The 17,457-nt window shown below is 48.9% G+C and carries 18 protein-coding genes and 1 pseudogene; 9 read left to right on the forward strand and 10 right to left on the reverse strand.

What is annotated here, in order from left to right; all coding sequences use genetic code 11:
• Nucleotides 1-67: 67 nt before the first annotated feature.
• From ACBZ72_13370 to ACBZ72_13415, 10 genes are all read right to left on the reverse strand, one after another.
• Nucleotides 68-892 carry a type II secretion system F family protein gene (locus ACBZ72_13370; GenBank protein ID XES77146.1) on the reverse strand — a complete coding sequence of 275 codons (825 nt, stop codon included), beginning with the start codon at nt 890-892 and terminating at the stop codon, nt 68-70.
• A gap of 6 nt (nt 893-898) precedes the next feature.
• Nucleotides 899-1,720, reverse strand: a complete 822-nt coding sequence (locus ACBZ72_13375) for a type II secretion system F family protein (GenBank protein XES77147.1) — start codon at nt 1,718-1,720, stop codon at nt 899-901.
• A gap of 149 nt (nt 1,721-1,869) precedes the next feature.
• The gene (locus tag ACBZ72_13380) at nt 1,870-3,405 is read right to left on the reverse strand and encodes a type II/IV secretion system ATPase subunit (GenBank protein XES77148.1); all 1,536 of its coding nucleotides are present in this window, start codon (nt 3,403-3,405) and stop codon (nt 1,870-1,872) included.
• Nucleotides 3,406-3,533: 128 nt separating this feature from the next.
• Entirely contained in the window at nt 3,534-4,970 is a 1,437-nt protein-coding gene (locus ACBZ72_13385; GenBank protein XES77149.1) for a hypothetical protein, read from the reverse strand.
• Nucleotides 4,971-5,060: 90 nt separating this feature from the next.
• The gene (locus ACBZ72_13390; protein XES77150.1) at nt 5,061-5,852 is read right to left on the reverse strand and encodes an energy-coupling factor transporter transmembrane protein EcfT; all 792 of its coding nucleotides are present in this window, start codon (nt 5,850-5,852) and stop codon (nt 5,061-5,063) included.
• Entirely contained in the window at nt 5,849-6,676 is an 828-nt protein-coding gene (locus ACBZ72_13395) for an energy-coupling factor ABC transporter ATP-binding protein (GenBank protein ID XES77151.1), read from the reverse strand. The genes ACBZ72_13390 and ACBZ72_13395 overlap by 4 nt, the downstream gene beginning before the upstream one ends.
• Nucleotides 6,676-7,524 (reverse strand): energy-coupling factor ABC transporter ATP-binding protein, encoded by an 849-nt coding sequence (locus ACBZ72_13400; GenBank protein ID XES77152.1) that lies wholly within the window; start codon nt 7,522-7,524, stop codon nt 6,676-6,678. Before ACBZ72_13400 ends, ACBZ72_13395 begins: the two co-directional genes overlap by 1 nt.
• Nucleotides 7,525-7,793: 269 nt before the next feature.
• Nucleotides 7,794-8,795 (reverse strand): bifunctional oligoribonuclease/PAP phosphatase NrnA, encoded by a 1,002-nt coding sequence (locus ACBZ72_13405; protein ID XES77153.1) that lies wholly within the window; start codon nt 8,793-8,795, stop codon nt 7,794-7,796.
• On the reverse strand, nt 8,792-9,076 hold the full coding sequence (locus tag ACBZ72_13410; GenBank protein XES77154.1) for a DUF3194 domain-containing protein: 285 nt from the start codon (nt 9,074-9,076) through the stop codon (nt 8,792-8,794). The genes ACBZ72_13405 and ACBZ72_13410 overlap by 4 nt, the downstream gene beginning before the upstream one ends.
• A gap of 27 nt (nt 9,077-9,103) precedes the next feature.
• The gene (locus tag ACBZ72_13415) at nt 9,104-9,478 is read right to left on the reverse strand and encodes a prefoldin subunit beta (GenBank protein ID XES77155.1); all 375 of its coding nucleotides are present in this window, start codon (nt 9,476-9,478) and stop codon (nt 9,104-9,106) included.
• A gap of 175 nt (nt 9,479-9,653) precedes the next feature.
• On the opposite strand from ACBZ72_13415, the gene ACBZ72_13420 reads away from it, so the two are divergent.
• From ACBZ72_13420 to rrp42, 9 genes and pseudogenes are all read left to right on the forward strand, one after another.
• The gene (locus tag ACBZ72_13420; protein ID XES77156.1) at nt 9,654-10,811 is read left to right on the forward strand and encodes an ABC transporter substrate-binding protein; all 1,158 of its coding nucleotides are present in this window, start codon (nt 9,654-9,656) and stop codon (nt 10,809-10,811) included.
• Nucleotides 10,812-10,864: 53 nt separating this feature from the next.
• Nucleotides 10,865-11,788 (forward strand): annotated as a pseudogene (locus ACBZ72_13425) (FecCD family ABC transporter permease).
• A complete protein-coding gene (locus ACBZ72_13430) occupies nt 11,782-12,576 on the forward strand; it encodes an ABC transporter ATP-binding protein (GenBank protein XES77157.1) in 795 nt (264 codons plus the stop codon). Before ACBZ72_13425 ends, ACBZ72_13430 begins: the two are co-directional and overlap by 7 nt.
• The gene (locus ACBZ72_13435) at nt 12,573-13,511 is read left to right on the forward strand and encodes a radical SAM protein (protein XES77158.1); all 939 of its coding nucleotides are present in this window, start codon (nt 12,573-12,575) and stop codon (nt 13,509-13,511) included. Before ACBZ72_13430 ends, ACBZ72_13435 begins: the two co-directional genes overlap by 4 nt.
• Before the next feature lie 242 nt (nt 13,512-13,753).
• Nucleotides 13,754-14,482: an archaeal proteasome endopeptidase complex subunit alpha gene (locus ACBZ72_13440; protein ID XES77159.1), complete on the forward strand. Its 729-nt coding sequence runs from the start codon at nt 13,754-13,756 to the stop codon at nt 14,480-14,482.
• Nucleotides 14,483-14,489: 7 nt separating this feature from the next.
• The gene (locus tag ACBZ72_13445; protein ID XES77160.1) at nt 14,490-15,179 is read left to right on the forward strand and encodes a ribosome assembly factor SBDS; all 690 of its coding nucleotides are present in this window, start codon (nt 14,490-14,492) and stop codon (nt 15,177-15,179) included.
• Between the two features lie 33 nt (nt 15,180-15,212).
• Entirely contained in the window at nt 15,213-15,923 is a 711-nt protein-coding gene (rrp4, locus tag ACBZ72_13450; protein ID XES77161.1) for an exosome complex RNA-binding protein Rrp4, read from the forward strand.
• The gene (gene rrp41, locus ACBZ72_13455) at nt 15,916-16,665 is read left to right on the forward strand and encodes an exosome complex exonuclease Rrp41 (GenBank protein ID XES77162.1); all 750 of its coding nucleotides are present in this window, start codon (nt 15,916-15,918) and stop codon (nt 16,663-16,665) included. Before rrp4 ends, rrp41 begins: the two co-directional genes overlap by 8 nt.
• Entirely contained in the window at nt 16,665-17,456 is a 792-nt protein-coding gene (rrp42, locus tag ACBZ72_13460) for an exosome complex protein Rrp42 (GenBank protein XES77163.1), read from the forward strand. The genes rrp41 and rrp42 overlap by 1 nt, the downstream gene beginning before the upstream one ends.
• The last annotated feature ends 1 nt before the right edge of the window (nt 17,457 follow it).

The following is a 17,457-nucleotide window of genomic DNA, read 5'->3' on the forward strand; positions in this document are numbered from 1 at the left end:
CAGTTCGCTTAGAATCGGCGTGATGCCCCGTTTATCGTGAAGAAACCTTCTGAGCGTTTTTCTCGTCTTAGGTTCCTCCCATAAACATCCGCAACGCCAAGTAGCCCAACAGCATCATAATCAGGCTGTGCTTTAACCCTGCGCCTATGGAGCCTTCCCCCATTTTTCCCGCTGCCAACCCTCCAAAGAAGCCCTGAACAAGCGTCATGTGCAGGAAAATCCGCGCCATCTCGTCAGGTGAACCTGTGGGCGCCGACATTAGGGCCATGCCTTGGGTTGTGGCAAAGAACGTGTTGAAAAGCAGAATAATGGTGAAGAGGAACACGAACAGCGCGACGTAGATGATGAGGATGTAGGGTCGGGTTTGGGTTCGGCGCTCCTTCTCCATCAGGTTGTTGGTGTTTATGAATTTGCCCATGGGGTCAAAGACTTTTTCGGCGTTTCCTCCTGAATGGCTGGCTTCGATAATAAGCGGCAAGATACGCTGCACAAGGGTGGTGCCGACGCGTTTTCCGAATGCTGTTAGGGCTTCTTCAAAACTGTAGCCCCATGACATTTGTACGGTCATCTTCTTTAGCTCCGCCGTCAGTGGACCATAATTGCGTTGAGACGCTTGCTCCACTGCCTGAGGCAAAGTCATGCCCACTTCTTGCGCCTGCACGATGCTGCTAAACAGGTTTGGCAACTGCTGGTCGATGCCGTTTTGCCATTGTGCATTAATAAAATGTACAACTGCCAGCGGCGCCATAGCTGCCATTAACCCAAAAATGACGAAGTCATCCAACGCTGCGTTAAAGCCCACCATGAAGAAACCAAACAGGATTATGGCTCCCGCTGCTAAACCTGAACCTGCCGCGATTATCTTTTGGGTTTTCTTTTCAATTTTGGGCATGTTGTGTTACCATTTTGGAGCGGTTGAATCCACGATGATTAGGAAGATGACTGCCGCAAAGGGGAGGACGATGTAAGTGATTAGTTTGAGCAGCATATCTGAGTCAAATCCGCCTAAGGCTCCTCCGCCCATGACAGAAACCACCGACAGCATAATAACAAACAGCAACGGGCCAGTCAACAGTATCGTCACGTAAACCTCCGCCAGCATTGACAATGTGTCCCCGTACTTTTTCAGACCCAGCTTTCTCACTCTTATGTATGTTCTGAATTGGGTTCTTAGATAAACCTCCAGCGAGCCGCCGCTGTGAATGGTGGATATGATGCCTTCAAGGATTTCCTTAAGCTTCTCGGAGGCGGTCTGGTTAGCCGTTTTTTCCAAAGCTGAGATTATGTCCATGCCGAACAGGTTGATGCTTCGAATGATGGCTTTTGCTTCTTTGGATGCGGCTAAGGGCTGTTTTAGGGTGGCGATGGAGGTGAAGATTTTTTCTGGAGAAACCCCTGCACTTGCCAGAATTGACATGTAGCCTGTGGTGAAGGGGAGTTCATCGTCTACTTCGCGTTTGTGTTTGTCGGCAAGGTAAACGGGGTAAAAGTAGAACCCGATGACGGTGCCTGCCCCCGCCAGCAACGCAGAGCTTAACCCAAACAGCAACAGCGCCAGCGTGGATACGTCAAGGAGGACCATCAGAATCATGGGCAGGGCGACTCCTGCGGCGACGGTTGCGACCAAAGCGGTGAAAACCGTTAAGCTTACGTAAGCGCGAAAGCTTATCTTGACTTCTGCCTTCTGGAGGTTCGCATCTAAATCCCGGAAAATTGGCAAGTACCGCCCGATTCTACCGCTTAGCAGACGGTATGCGGTTCTGTTAAGTTTCTCAAATTCTGTCTCAGACTCCTTTTGCGCCTTGTCCTTTTTGGGTTTTTTTTGTTTGTCAACGCGTCGCAGTTTGTTTTTGAGTTTTTCTGAGACTTTTATTTTAATCCCACCTTGGCTTTCTGCACAACTCGGGTTGGATTAGCGTAGAATTCTCTGATGACCTGCGCTACGTCGGTGTATCGGCGGATGTTCTGCTGCACCATCCACTCCAAGACGGCTTTGCGGTACTGGATTTCTCGGCTGACTTCTTCAGGCTCCATCCCCATCTTTACCATGTGCTTATGCAAAAAGGGGCTGTGTTGTCGCATGATGAATTTGTCAAACTTGGGGTTCCACTGAAAAACTGTCTCTGTTTCCACTTCTTTGGAGTCTGCCGTGAAGTCTTTAAGTTCGGAAAGGATGGTTGCTCGACGGGCAGGTTTACCGTTAACTTCAGTTCGCGCCATCACTAAGATGACGTTGGTCATAGCGACGAGGGTTTTGGGGATGTTCATAGGTTCTGATTCAAGGCGGTTGATGACACTTTCCACCGATTCAGCGTGAAAGGTGCACATACCCAAGTGTCCCGTTGCCATAGCTTGAAATAGGGTGTAGGCTTCTTCACCGCGGACTTCCCCCACAATGATGTAGTCGGGGCGTTGCCGCATAGCCGCCTTGAGCAGGTCAAAGAGGGTTATGCTGTTAGCGCTTTTGGTGCCTCCCTTAAAGTCTGAACGGACAACTGAGGGAATCCAGTTTTCATGCGCCAAATTCAACTCCTGCGTGTCTTCGACGCTGATGATTTTCATTTCGGGCTTGATGAACATGGATAAGCAGTTGAGTATGGTTGTTTTTCCGCAGGCGACTCCACCTGCAACCAGCACTGACGCGCGGTTCTCGATGATGTACCACAGGTAAGCCGCCATTTCAGAGCTTAACGTGTTAAATGCAATTAGGTCGGAGATGGTTAAGGGGTCGGCTTTGAAGCGTCGGATGGTGAAGGTTGAGCCTCGGCGCGTGATTTCCTTGCCAAACGTCAGCTGAATTCGGCTGCCTTCAGGGAGGGATGCGTCTAAAATGGGTTGGGCGACGGAAACATTTTTTCCCGCCAAGTACGCCAGTCGAACTATGAAGGAGTCAAGTTCTGTGGCGTCAGCGAATTTTATGTTGGTTGGTATGGATTCGTATTGTCGATGCCAAACGTATAGGGGAACGTTGATGCCGTCGGCGGATATGTCTTCAATAAGGTGGTCCCGCATGAGGGCGTCAATTTTGCCGTACCCAATGAAGTCTCGCACAATGTAGTACGCCAGTTTATCGACGGCTTCAGGCAAAATTTTTAGGCGGTAACGCTTCACCGTTTCCGCAATTTTCCGTTTAAGGTACTGTTCAGCTTTTTCTTGGCTTTCAATTTCTTTAAAGTTGACATCCAATTCATCCATCAAAAACGTTTTCAACTCTGAAAGCCGCGCTGTTTCCTCCTCAGACAAGGTGGGCTCGATGACTTTGTAGCTGGTTTTCTGAGTTTCAGGGTCCTTTGCGATGGCGGCGTAAACGTACGGTTCCTGAATAGGGTAAACTTCTTTAAACGTAACCGGCTTGGCAGACTCGTTGATGCTCACCGCTGCAACGGGCTGCTCTATAACATCCATTGGCTTGACGGTTCGCTTGTTTGACGTTTGGCACTTCCCCTTTCGTCAGGTGGCGCTTCTTGTTAAGAATTTGGTGTGTAGTGAATATTAATAAACTGAATGAATTAGTACTATTGAATCAGAATTCATCAAACAACCCTAAAAGAAAGGTTTAACCGTTTTTTCCTTACGAAAACAAGCCCAACTACGGTAGCCACAATTACGCCGACAATTGCTGCATAAAGGTAGTTTGAGGGTGTCATGCTGTCTGCTGCCGGCTTAGTTGTAGACGTGGGCTGCTCTGATGGGGCGGGCGTGGTGGTTGGCTGCTTGGTGGGCGATGGGCTTGGGCTGTGGTTTGGGGTTGATGTTGGTTGAGGCGTTGCTGTTGGCGTAGGCGTTGATGATGGGGTTATGGGTACTTGTGGCCAGTCAGGCGGTATGAGGCGTGAGTCGTCCCAATGGACAACGGTGCCGTATCCAAGTGAATCAAGGGGATACTGCTGGTCGGGGTAAATAATATCTAAGTCATTTCCGCAGACCTGCAATAGGCTGCTGACGCTCATGCTGATGTCGGTTGCAACTGCGTCGGCTTCCCAGAGCCCCCAGATTTTGTCTTCTGGTCCCCTAAACCCGTATGCGTAATCTTCAGGAAGAACATATGCGGTTCTTTCGCTGACTGGGCTGATGGTCCGGGGGTTCTCTTGAACGTACTGCCAAAACTGTTGCATCGCATCAAAGTGTTCCTGTTGCAGGATGCTTTCGGTGTAGTTTTCGTTGGTGTCAAACACGATTATGTATTTGGCGCCGCTTTCGTAGGCTGTAACCATGTCTTTGAAAAGTTCAGGGCCTGACTCGATGTAGGGCGGCTGGAGGTATGTCCATGTTATCATAGCGCCCCAATCTCTGTTCTGGGCTGTGGCTGCGCCTCTGCAGAGTGCCACGTTTATCTGTCGACTGTAGTTCCATCCGAACTCTGCAAAAACTGCGTCATACCCTGCTTTATAGTCGTACCAGTAAAGCGCATAGTCTGAGGTGAACATTTGGAATTCATTAGGGTGTTCAAAGTTAATTTTAAATGCCCCCTGCAGCCACCAACTCGTGTAGTTGATATACTTGTTTGCAGCGTCGCTGTAGTTTTCGGCGCTTCGAACTGACATGAAAATTTCAGATTGGTCTAACTGTCTTCCGCCGGTTTCGTCTGCAACATACAATCCTAAGAAACTATTGCCCCACTGGCTTCTGGCAAGGTTAAACCATTCCTTGGAGGGATATCGTGGGTCATCTGTGTAAACAATGAAGCACATATTTTTGTCGTACACGTACTGACTGATACTGGTAAGCCTTGTTTCATTTCTATCACCCAAACACCCTACAACAAAAAGGTTGGTGTAGCTGCTAACTGTGTCAATTAGCTGTTTTGTGGCTGTCAAGTCTTCGTAGGCGACATCTACTCCCACATATAAGTCGAGGGGTGTTTTAGTATCCGAAGACTGCGCTTGTGCTTCAACAAAAGTACCGAGCGTCAGAAGTGGCTGAAAAACCAGAAGCGCAACGAATAAAACCACCGCTACCTTGATTCGCATTAATAAATAGTAGGAAAACCGACGGTTTATAACAATTTCCCAGAATTCATTCCAGAAAACAAAAACCCTTTGAGGGCAAATTGTTGTTTTCTAAGCGAATCCTATGAGGCTTCGAATGGTCGGTATGGGCACGTAGATGAAGGCGTAAGCCGTCACCGCTAACATTCCGATGATTATAGCCAGCAACACGTAGTCGCCCCTACGCAGCTTTAACTCGTAGAGGTTGGTGCGTTTTTTGGCGGCGCCCCACGCTCGGCTCTCCATGGCTTCTGCCAGTTCTAAACTGCGGCGGATGGCACTCACGATAAGCGGGATAAGCACAGGTACATAGTTGCGGATACGCTTCAGAATGTTTCCTTTCTCCAGTTCTAAGCCTCGAGCTTTCTGTGCGTCCATGATGGTTTGGGCTTCCTCAGCCAAGACTGGGACGAAGCGGACAGCGGTTGTGAAGGCGAAGCTGAACTCGTAGGGCACGTGGCTTTGTTCCAGCGCTAACCCCAAATGGTCAGGCGATGTGGTGAGGAAGAACACGCTAAACGACTCAACCAGCACGACGAAACGTAAGGTCATGGCGAAGGCGTTTTCCAAGTCTGCAGGCGTTACCGTGAAGCCGTGGGTGAAAAAGTTGCCCGCGATGTTCACCACAAAGATGAAGACCGCCAAGAAAAGGGCACCTCGAAGCGAGCGGAGCCACTGCTTTTGCACTTTTGCTAGCAGCACAAACGGTATCTGCAACAGGAAAAGAATTGTTAACGGTATTACTGAGCCGAAAAGGATGGCCGCTAAAAAGACCGCGATTACGTAGATGAATTTCATGCGGGGGTCAAGACTGTGAATGGGAGAGTAGACCTTACGGAACTTTAAGCCGTCAAAAACACTCATGGTAGCCGCCTCTTTTGAAGCGCATCAAGCAGCAGCGCTTTTGCCTCGTATATATCGATGACGTTTTTAGGTAAATCAGGAATTTTCAGGCTCATGAAGACCTGAGCAATCTGCGGCAGAACAATCGAGCTCTGCTCCAGCGCCTCAGGGTCAGTGAGTATGTCGTTGCCTTTACCGTCAGCAACAACTTTGCCTTCCCGCATCAGCACCACGCGGGGATTGCATTCCGCCACAAACTCCACATCATGCGTGACGGTGACTATGGTTCTGCCCTGCGTCTGCATCTGCATGATGAACTGGCGCAGGTTCTCCTTCTGCTGATGGTCTTGCCCGATGGTGGGTTCATCTAAAACCAGCACCTGCGGGTCCCACGCTAACACGCTGGCTAAAGCGACCCGTTTGCGTTCGCCGCCGCTAAGCATGAACGGTGAGGTTTTGCGGTATTGGTTAACCCCCAGTAGGTTAACCGCCCATGTGACACGGGACTCTATGGTTTCGGCGGTGTAGCCGAAGTTTTTGAGGGCAAACGAAATCTCATCCTCCACCGTTTCGCTGAAAAGCTGGTGGTCGGGGTTCTGGAAGACAAAGCCGACTTTGCGCGCCAGCGCCGCCACACTGGACTTGGTTGTGTCCACATCGTCAACAAGGACTCGGCCGCTGGTAGGTTTAAGCAGCCCATTGAATTGTTTAACGAGGGTGGTTTTGCCTGCGCCGTTTTGTCCCATGATTGCCACGAACTCGCCGTCTTTGACGGTTAAGGAGACGCCTTTGAGGGCTTCAACTCCGCTGGCATAGCTGAAATGAACATCTTCCACGGTTAACATTAGTTGCCCATTGCCTCCGTAATCATTTTAGCTAACTCAGCTGAGGACAAGGGGGTGACGCCGCTAAGGTTTGCGCCTTCTTTTTGTAGCAGCTCGTAGAGTAGGGTGGCTTTGGGGATGCCTACGCCGATGAGGCGGGTTTCTTCGCTGCTAAGAATGCTGCGGGTTTCGCCATCAAAGCGCACCTTGCCTTGATCCATGATTATGATGTGGTTAGCGTACTTTGCTGTGAGGTCAAGGCGGTGTTCGACCAGAACGACGGTTAAGCCCAACTTTTGGTTAAGGTCATAAATAACTTCAAAAATCTTCTCGGCGCTCAACGGGTCCAAAAAGCTCGTTGGTTCATCAAGCACGATGATTTCGGGCTGCATCGCCAGTACCGCCGCTAAAGCGACGCGTTGTTGCTGTCCACCTGACATTTCGTGGGGAGAACGCTCCCGCAGGTCATAGATGCCCGTCAAGTCTAGTGCCCAGTTAACTCGTTGCTGCATCTCTTTTCTGTCAAACCCCAAATTCTCCAAACCAAATGCGACATCTTTTTCGACGCTTAACGCGAACAGCTGGTTTTCGGGGTTTTGGAAGACTAATCCGACAGATTTTGCCATCTCGTAGGTAGGGTGCTTGTCGGCTTCTAAACCGGCAACTTGGATTTCGCCGGTGAGTTCGCCTTGGTAAAATTGTGGAATTAAGCCATTGAAGGTTCGGCACAAAGTGGTTTTTCCGCAGCCGCTGGGTCCAGTGATGAGAACGAATTCGCCTTTCTCCACTTTCACAGAGACATCACTAATGGAAGGCTTGGTGGCGCCTGGGTACGTGTAAGTTAAGCCTTGGGTTTGGATGACAGCCATGTTTTGTGCCCGCCTAATTACGCACACTGTTGTCTCATTTAAGAGTAACTACTCGGTTTTGGCTAAGTTTACCGAAGTTTCAATCAAATCCTTGGCTGTTGTTCAGAACCATCGGCACATCTTCTTTTCTTGCCAAAGAGTGCGCCGAGAAGTTTGTTATCTTCCTCTATTTCCTGTTGCGTATTTTCTTTCGTTTTCGTTGCATAATCTCTGCCTTTCGCAATTAACGTCTGAGTTTTTTGTGTGTAGCCTTGACCTGGTTACGGGGCTTATTCAGTTGTGGATTTGAGGTTTTCTTTCAAAAGTCGCAAGCAACGCTTCAACCCCGTTTTCACGTCGCCTTTCGCGTTGACGCCTGCCGCCATCGCGTGCCCTCCACCTTGCCCCTGCATTGATGCCCCCAACGGCTTAGCAATATCCCTGCCTAAGTGGATTCCAGTTTTCTCCGTGAACTCTCGACTGCATCGCATGCTGATTTCGACGCTTTCCCCTTTTTCCCCTGCAACCGCCGCCATATGCACCCCCAAATCGGTCAAGGCTCGGGCGGCAGACGCTTGGAAGGCGCTGACGTGGCTGAGGGCAATTATCCAGTTGTCAATGCGGAAAATTTTGGCTCGGCGGCAAGCTTTGACTCGGGCAACCCGCTCGGAAAAATCCATGGGTATGGCAAGCATGGCGAGGGCTTCTTGCGCGTTTACGCCGCTGTCCACCAAATCTGCAACTGCCTTAAACGTGGAGGAATTAGCTAAAACAAAGTGTCGCGTGTCAAATGCCATGCCCAGAAAGAGTGCTTTGGCGTAGTCTGGTTTGGGTTTGAGGTTTTGTTGTTTGTAGAAGTCGTAGACTATGTCGCAGGTGCTGGCGGCGTCTTCGTTGGTTATGCAGAGCCTGCAGAGTTTCTGTGTTTCAGGATGTGCAATGTGATGGTCAATGAGGATGATGGGCGCCGTGGAACCTGTAACTTTTTCTGCCAAGTTGTCAAGTTGCTGTACGGTGTTTGTGTCCAGCAGGAAGATGGCTTGGGCTTTCTCCACGTTCGGCGCTAAATTCACTTTTATGGGCAAGTAACGGAACAAGTTTTTGGTGAGCTTGCTTACGCCTCCTCCTGAACCGATGACAACCGTCAAGTTTGGTCGGACACTTTTAAGCAGCCCCATAAAAGCGTAGGCGCTGCAAACGGCATCAGGGTCGCTGTTGTGGTGACATAACAAAAGCACATTCTCAGCGCCCGTTTCGTCCAACAGTTTGACTACGTCGTTGAAGGAGGTCATGTTAGTTTTCTCAGGCTGCTTTCTATCGCTTCAAAGGCTTTCTTTAGAGCTTCATCCGCCAACGCCTTCTCCCCTACGTCTTTGGCTTCAGGCGCCAAAACCAAGTTGATTTCGACGGCGAAATTTACGGGTTTAATGCCTTCCGCCTCAACGCTAATGTCTAAGGTGTTGACAAGTTTTTGGGTTACTTTGGAAAAAATGTATTTTCTGGCGGCGTTCTCGGCAGCCTCGCTGACGACTTCAACCTGCTCGTCCGTCAATTCAGGTATACCAAGGTCCACCAGACTTCTCACCACACGCGGCTCAGTTTAGGCTGGCGGCGGCGAAGAAGCAGGGCTAAGGTCCGACTGCAACTGCGTCTGGATGTCTTTAAGTTGGCTGCGCATGCGTTCTTCTTGGCGTGCCAGCACCGTTTGCCTCGTAGCGAGGAGGTCTTTGCGTTCATTTAGGTCGGTGTTGACTTTAGCTTTCTCAGATTTGACCAGGATGCTGCCAGCGGCTTTGTAGATTACAGCGTCGTCAGCGGTTTTGCCTAGTTCGGCGAGAGTTTGGTCAATTTCGGCAACTTCCATGTCAACTTGCTGTTTCTGTTGCAAAATGGTTTGTAAGGTTTGCTGGAGCTGCTGGAGCCTCATAAGACGTTCTTGGACTTGAGGAGGTAACTTGGATAGTTCATCACTCATAACTTGATTCCTTCCGTTTTCTGTCAAGGAAAAGCGTAACCAATTAAATAAGCCTTATCCACCTGCCCCCCATTTTGTTCTTTTCAACAGCGGAGTTTTTTCATCTGTTTGGTACAATTATGGTCGATATGTTTTTATGTTCACGTCGAAGACTCTTCCCGCAGGCGAACGTTTAATGTCTCATAAAATACTGGATAGAAAAGCTGTAAGCAAACTACAAGCCATAATTTTAATCCTTGTTGTAGCAGTTTGCGCAGTCGGCGGCACAGCTGCCTACTACTTAACCCTCCCCGAATCCGATACGTCTACCCCCACTCCCTCTCCGACCTCTACGCCAACCCCAACTGCTGCTCCGACTCCAACTGCGTCTCCCAGCTTAACGGTCGTTGACTATGCTGGGCGAACCGTAACCTTTGATGGACCCATCGAAAGCATCGCTTCCAACTACCCCATCTCCACTGAAGCAATCCTGTTCTTAGGCGGCGAAGACAAAATCATCGGCTGCGACGGGTCTAACTACGCTAACGCGTTCATGACTTCTCTTTACCCCAAAATTGCTCAGGCAACGGACATCGGCTACCCTTGGAACCTTAACATGGAACAAGTTGTCGCTTTGGAACCCAGCGTCTTCGTAACCGCGGGCAACAACAAAGACGCCGCTGACCAACTGGCTACCCTGGGTGTGCCAACAGTTTGCTTAAGCTTTGAAACCCCCGAAGACTTCAATAACGCTTTGACCATAATAGGCGAACTCTTAGGCAACGAAGAAGAAGCTGCAACCGCTGTCCAGTACTTCACCTCCATGACCCAGTCAATCACCGACCAAACCCAAAACTTAGCCGACTCAAGCAAACCCACCGTGATGTTTGCCAGCTACGGCGCTCAAAAGAAGTACGCGCTTCAAACCCCTGGTGAAGGCATGCTGCAAAATAACATGATAGAAATGAGCGGCGGAATCTCTGTTTCAGCCGACCAACCCGGCGGATGGAACCAGATATCCATGGAGCAAGTTGCCGCTTGGAACCCCGACATCGTAATTGTCACCAGCTACGCCTCCAACGTCTCCACAACCGACCTCAAAAGCCAGATAATGTCTGATGATGCATGGAACGTCACCAACGCCAAACTTGACGGGAAAGTTTACGCCTTCGCGCAAGACTGGGAAGCCTGGGATTCCCCAACACCGAAATGGATCCTTGGTTTATGCTGGCTTGGTACGCACATTCAGCCTGACTTGTTTGCTTCAATGGACCTCACCAACGCAGCAAGCAGCTTCTATCAGAATTTCTACGGCATCAGCTACGCAGACGCAGGAGTCCAAGGAGACGTATAGATGAAGAACCTTAAAGCCGCAATTCTGCTGGCTTCCTTGCCCTTCATCTTTTTTTTATCATGACCTTTACGGGAAGGTACTTCATAAACCCGCTAAGCATCATGACAGGAAATTTCCCCCAAAAAGAATGGATAATAATAACCTCAATTCGACTCCCAAGAATCATCGTGGTCATGTTCGCAGGCGCCGCGCTGTCAATCTCGGGGGCAACACTGCAGGGCGTATCCCGTAACCCCCTTGTGGGACCGGAAACTTTGGCGGTTTGTTCAGGCGCTGGATTCGGTGCGGCTTTTGCCATTATCTTTCTGGACGGAACAGGCGTAATTCAAGCATGCTCCTTTCTGTTTGGCTTAGCCGCAGTACTTGTAACCTACCTAATCAGCGCCTCATTCAAAAACTACGGCAACTCCATTCTAACCCTGATTTTAGCTGGCATTTCCGTCTCAGCAATTTTCTCCGCCTTAATCGGCATACTGAAGTACATGGCTGACCCATACGAAAAGTTGCCCTCCATTGTTTTCTGGTTGCTGGGCAGTTTCTCGGCAATCACCTGGTCCGATGTGCCCAACTTGATTCCCATGTTTCTTGGCATCTTCATCATAGTGCTGCTACGCTGGCGCGTGAACATAATGTCTCTTGGTGAAGAAGAAGCAAAAACCTTAGGCGTCAACTACGGCTTAACCCGCGCTGTTCTGATTTTAGCTGCAACTTTGGCGACTGCATCCGCCGTTGCCATAAGCGGCATAATCGCTTGGGTAGGCCTGATTGTCCCCCACATCACCAGAAGAATCGTAGGAACAGACCACAAAATCCTCCTACCCGCCACGATTTCAGTTGGCGCCATCTTTATGGTTGTCTGTGATACTCTTGCACGGACGCTCTACTCATTTGAAGTCCCCATAGGCATTGTCACTTCGCTTGTGGGCGCGCCTCTTTTCATTCTTCTACTTCGGGTTGGTGCAAAGAAAAAATGGTGACCCTCCAAGTAAAAGACGTGAACTTCTCGTACGAAAACGGCTTCTGCTTAAAAGATATCTCGTTTTCGGCAGATGCTGGTCAACTTTGCGCATTTTTTGGCCCCAACGCTTGCGGAAAAACAACTTTGCTTAAATGTTTGTGCGGTGTTTTCAGACTGAAACATGGCGCCATCCTTTTCAACAACGTTGATTTAACCACATTGAAGTCCACAGCTGTTTCCAAGATTCTTTCGTATGTGCCTCAAATTCATGAAGCCTCTTTCTCCTACAGCGTCATGGAAATGGTGCTCATGGGAAGAAACCCCTACGTGAACCATTTTTCCACTCCCCGCAAGGCAGACGTAACCAAAAGCTTGAATGCACTTGCCGCCTTAAACCTGCATCACCTGCGAAATGAGTCCTTCACCGAAATTAGCGGTGGACAACAAAAGCTGGTTTTGATTGCCCGCGCCTTAGCACAGGAAACGCCCATTATGCTGCTTGACGAACCCACAGCCCATTTGGACTTTAAAAATAAGCTTTTGGTGCTCAAAGGCATCAAGAAACTGGTTAAAGAACAAGAGCTGATTGTTCTGATGTCTTTGCATGACCCTAACGAAGTTCTGTTGGTCGCCGACCAAGTCATCATGATGAATGATGGAAAAATCCTTTTACAGGGAACCACCGATGAAGTCCTCACAGTTGATGCTATAAGAACAATTTATGGCGTGGACACCGAAATCTGGAGTTCTGGCACCCAAAAAGTGTTTGTGCCTTCTATGAATTTCCAAACAGGTGACTTTACTTGAAAACCACAAAAAACCTTCTAACTTTAGCAAACCAAGCCTGCACTTTTCAGGCTGTCAAAAAAACCCGTGGAGTAAGAATAACCAACAAATGCGCCCGCGTCCCAATATGCTATTACTGTAACTACATGAATGAACCCGTCTACACCATGACCATCCAAGAAACCATAGACCGCGTAACGGAGCTTAGAAAAGTGGGCGTAAACAGAATCACTTTGGTTTCAGGCTGGCTGGGCTACCAAAACACCATGTCGGTTCCTTACCTAAAAGCGCTAAGAAACGAATTTGCCGATTTAGAAATCAGCGCCGCCGCGGGCCCCATTTCAAAAAGCAGCCTGAAAGCACTAAAAGACGCTGGATTAAACCAGTATGGATGCAACCTTGAAGCAACCCCTGAGATTCTTGTTAAAATCAAAGGCTTTAACGACATTCCCGAACGGATTGAAACCCTCAGATACGCCAAGGATGTTGGCTTAAAAGTGTCCTCAGGCTACATCATCGGGATAGGCGAAACCCCCGAGCAGCTCACCCGACTGCTTGAAATAATCGGAACCGTTGACCCTGACAATGTTTTCATGACCCCCTTTGAACCCTACCCAGACACGCCCATGAGCGACGCATCCGCCCCCACCATTAAGCAAATAGCGGAAACTGTAGCCAAAACCCGGTTGATGTTTAAAGAAAAAGTGTTGGGGCTTAGGATAATCCGTCAAGGTAACTTTATTCCTGTGGAGTTTTTGAGTTTGATGGTGTACGCGGGGATTAACTTGGTGGCGCCCGCACCAGAAATCAAAGACATGTCGGTTGAGCATTTCCGAAATGAACTCAAAGCCAGCATCCAAGACCCCGCAAGAACCGAGCAAAACCTGCGTAGCAAGGGCATAAGCCAAAACGAAATAACGGAGTTCAACGAAATTGCCGCTTCCTTGAATTTATGAGCTTAGTGCCCAATTTTTTATAGCACCTGTACGTAACATAGCTTCAAACATCTTAAAAAGTAGCCAGAGGTTGCCACAGGTTACACGTTTTGTTTATGTTGCAAACTTTTGTTCAATATGAACTAACGTTTACTACATGTTCAGCGGTGCCGTTCCTGTTCGTATTTAAAAGGAAAGGTTTTTAGTGTGGCTTACCCATCTGATTTTGCGAATAGCGAAAAGAGTTAAACGAGGTTAAAATTATGTCCGTATTTGCAGCACCAGGAGCATACGACCGCGCGATTACAGTTTTTTCACCTGACGGAAGGCTTTTCCAAGTTGAGTACGCCATGGAACTCGTCAACCGGGGCGCAACCATCCTCGGCATCCAAAGCCCAGAAGGCACCGTCCTTGGCGCAGAAGAATCAATCGAACCCCTCGAAGAAGCAGGGTACAGCTGGAAAATCTTCCGCGTCGATGAACACATCGGCGCCGCCATCGTGGGCCTCGCAAGTGACGCCCGCATACTCATCGACCAAGCCCGCATATATGCACAAAGCAACAAACTAACCTACGACGAACCCATCGACACCGAAATCGTCACCAAACGCATCGTCGACATCCAACAAATGTACACCCAACACGCAGGTGTCCGACCCTTCGGCGTCAGTCTAATCTTTGGCGGAGTTGACAAAACAGGACCGCGCGTCTTCGGAACTCACCCAAGCGGAACCTACCGCGGCTACAAAGCCACAGCCTTAGGTGCAGGTCGCGAAACCGTCCTAAACATTTTCAAAGAAGAATACAAAGATGGGCTTTCACTGGAAGATACCAAAAAGCTCGCCGTGAAATGCTTAGTCAAAGCTCTCGAAGCCCGAACCCTGCCGCCCAGAATCAAACTTGCCGTCATCTCAAACGAAACCAAAAAGCTAGAAATGCTCTCGGACGAAGCTGTGGACGTATACATCAAACAGTTCAGTTCGGGCAAGTGAAACCCTGATGAGCGGAAAGTTCACCATCGCTAGGTACACAAAAGACAACACCCACTTTGAAGTCTTGGTGAAACCCGAAAAAGCCCTTGACTACCGCAACGGCAAAATTTCAGGCATCACTGAGGTTTTAGCAGCTGAAACTATATTCAGTGACGCAAACAAAGGCACCCGCATACCCGACGATGACTTAAAGAAAGCCTTCGGCACAACCGACCCTCTTAAAATCGCCGACAGCATCATCAAAAAAGGTCAACTGCAGCTTACCACCGAGCAGCGGCGAAAGATGGTGGAGGAAAAACGCCGGCAAGTCATCGACTACATCAGCCGCCAAGCCGTTGACCCTAAAACTAACCTGCCGCATCCGCCGATGCGTATTGAAAACGCGATGGAACAAATCCGCTATCCTATTGACCCATACAAAAGTATTGAAGAACAAGCTCGTGACATAATTAAGCTTCTCAGACCAATTTTGCCGCTTAAAGTTGAGCAAATCTCAGTTGGCACCCGCATACCTGCACAGTACGCCCAACGCGCCTACGGAGCTATCAAAGCTTTTGGTCCCATCAAAAAGGAGGAATGGCGCAGTGACGGTTCCTGGTTTGGCGTAATCGAAATGCCCGCGGGCAGCTATGCTTCTTTTCTCAACAAGTTAGGCGACATGACCAAAGGTAGCGGAGAAGCAAAAATAATCAGTTAACAAACTTGACTACAAGTAATGGAGGAAAAAATCATGCCAACCTATTTTGAAGCAAAACAGCTGGTCACGCCCGGAGAATTCTTGGCGGAAGGCGAATACCAGACTGGGGAAAACACGTATCTTGAGGCAGGAAAAATATACGCCTCGCGAATCGGACTCGTAGACTTAGACAACAAAAAAGTGAATGTCGTTGCCCTGCGCTCTTTTTATGTTCCTAAAGTGGGCGACATAATTATAGGATCAGTCAAAGAAGTCGGATTCAACGGCTGGACCATCGACATAAAAGCTCCCTACGACGCGCTTCTACGCGCTTCTGATGTGCTCAGTCGACCGTTTAAACCCCAAAACGATGAACTTTGCCAGTTCCTTGACCAAGGCGACTTAATTGTCGCAAAAATTGCATCCTACGACCGAGCCCACGACCCACAACTCACTGTAGGTGAACCTGGGTTAGGGAAAATCACTCGGGGTCAACTTATGCATGTAACCCCCACCAAAATTCCGCGGGTTATCGGCAGAAAAGGCTCCATGATTTCCATGATAAAGCAGGAAACCAACTGTCAAATCATTTTGGGCTTAAATGGCGTAATTTTGGTCACTGGAAAGACCATTGAAGATGAAGAGCTCGCCATGAGAGCAATTAAGAAAATCGAGGATGAATCCCACACAACTGGTTTGACTGACCGAATCACCCAGCTGCTTAAAGAAGAGAAAGCTAATCGGGAGGAAAACAAACATGAGTGAAAAACACGAAAAACTAATCGACAAAAAAGGTATCCGCCTCGACGGTCGAAAAGCTGACGAATTGAGGTCGCTGAAACTTGAAGTTGGCGTCATACCCAATGCTGACGGCTCAGCATACATTGAGCACGGAAAAAACAAGATTTTAGTTGGAGTTTTTGGCCCCCGCGAAGTCCATCCTAAACATTTGTCGCGTCCTGACCGAATGGTCCTAAAATGCCGATATCACATGGCTCCTTTCAGTGTTCAGGAGCGGAAATCTCCAGCACCCTCACGTCGGGAAGTTGAACTTAGCAAAGTTATCCGTGAATCTTTGGAACCCGCCTTGTTTCTGGAACTTTACCCCCGCACAGGCATAGACGTGTTCGTGGAGGTTTTGCAGGCTGACGGCGGAACCCGTTGTGCTAGCATCACCGCTGCGGCACTTGCACTTGCAGACTCGGGAATTCCGATGCGTGACTTGGTGGTTGCGTGTGCTGCAGGTAAAGTGGAAGACACCGTTGTTTTGGACCTCTACGACGCTGAGGACAAATTAGGTTCAGCAGATGTTCCAGTGGCGTACATGCCCAATCTTAACGCGGTCACTTTGTTGCAGATGGATGGCATTTTGTCCCCTGACGAATTTGAAAAAGCCGTAAATATGGCTATGGACGGCTGCAAGCATATTTATGCTTTGCAGAAAGAAGCCTTAAAGAACAAGTACATGAAAATCAAAGACGAAAACAAAGAGGAGGCCGAAGAGTAATGTCAAGTCTAATAACCAAAGTCCGACAAAGACAAATCTCACAGATGATTGACGAGGCAAAACGCGTTGATGGCAGAGGGCTCACTGAATTCCGCGAATTCAAAGTTGAACAAGGTGTAATTGAGAAAGCTGAAGGTTCCGCCCGTGTCTGGCTGGGCAACAGCGATGTTCTGGTGGGTGTCAAGGTTGAAACAGGCGAGCCGTTTTCCGATACACCCAACGAAGGTGTAATGACGGTTAACGCGGAACTTGTACCGTTAGCTTCCCCAACGTTTGAGCCTGGACCACCCGATGAAAGCAGCATTGAATTAGCCCGCATAGTTGACCGTGGCATCCGCGAATCTAAAGCTATCGACAATCAAAAACTGTGCATTGAGGCAGGCAAAAAAGTGTTTGTGGTCTTTGTGGACGTTTACGTACTCAACCACAGTGGGAATTTAATTGATACTTCTGCTTTAGCCGCTATGTCTGCTTTGTTGAACACCAAGATGCCCAACTACGAGGTCAAAGACGGTGAAGTTACGCTTAAGCAGGGTTACACACAGTTGCCGATTAAGAGCCGCCCAATCACTGTCACCGTGGCTAAGATCAATGATAAACTGTTGGTGGATCCAAGCTTGGAAGAAGAACAGGTTATGGACGCAAGGATTACTTTTGCCGTTAACGAGGAAGGTAACATTTGTGCCATACAGAAGGGTTTAGCAGGTTACTTTACACCGCAACAGATAATAGAAGCTTCGAAGCTTGCTCAAGAAAAAGCAGCAGAGTTGCGCAAGAAACTTAAGTGGTGAA

This window comes from Candidatus Bathyarchaeia archaeon (assembly GCA_041447175.1).
Lineage (GTDB): Archaea > Thermoproteota > Bathyarchaeia > Bathyarchaeales > Bathycorpusculaceae > JADGNF01.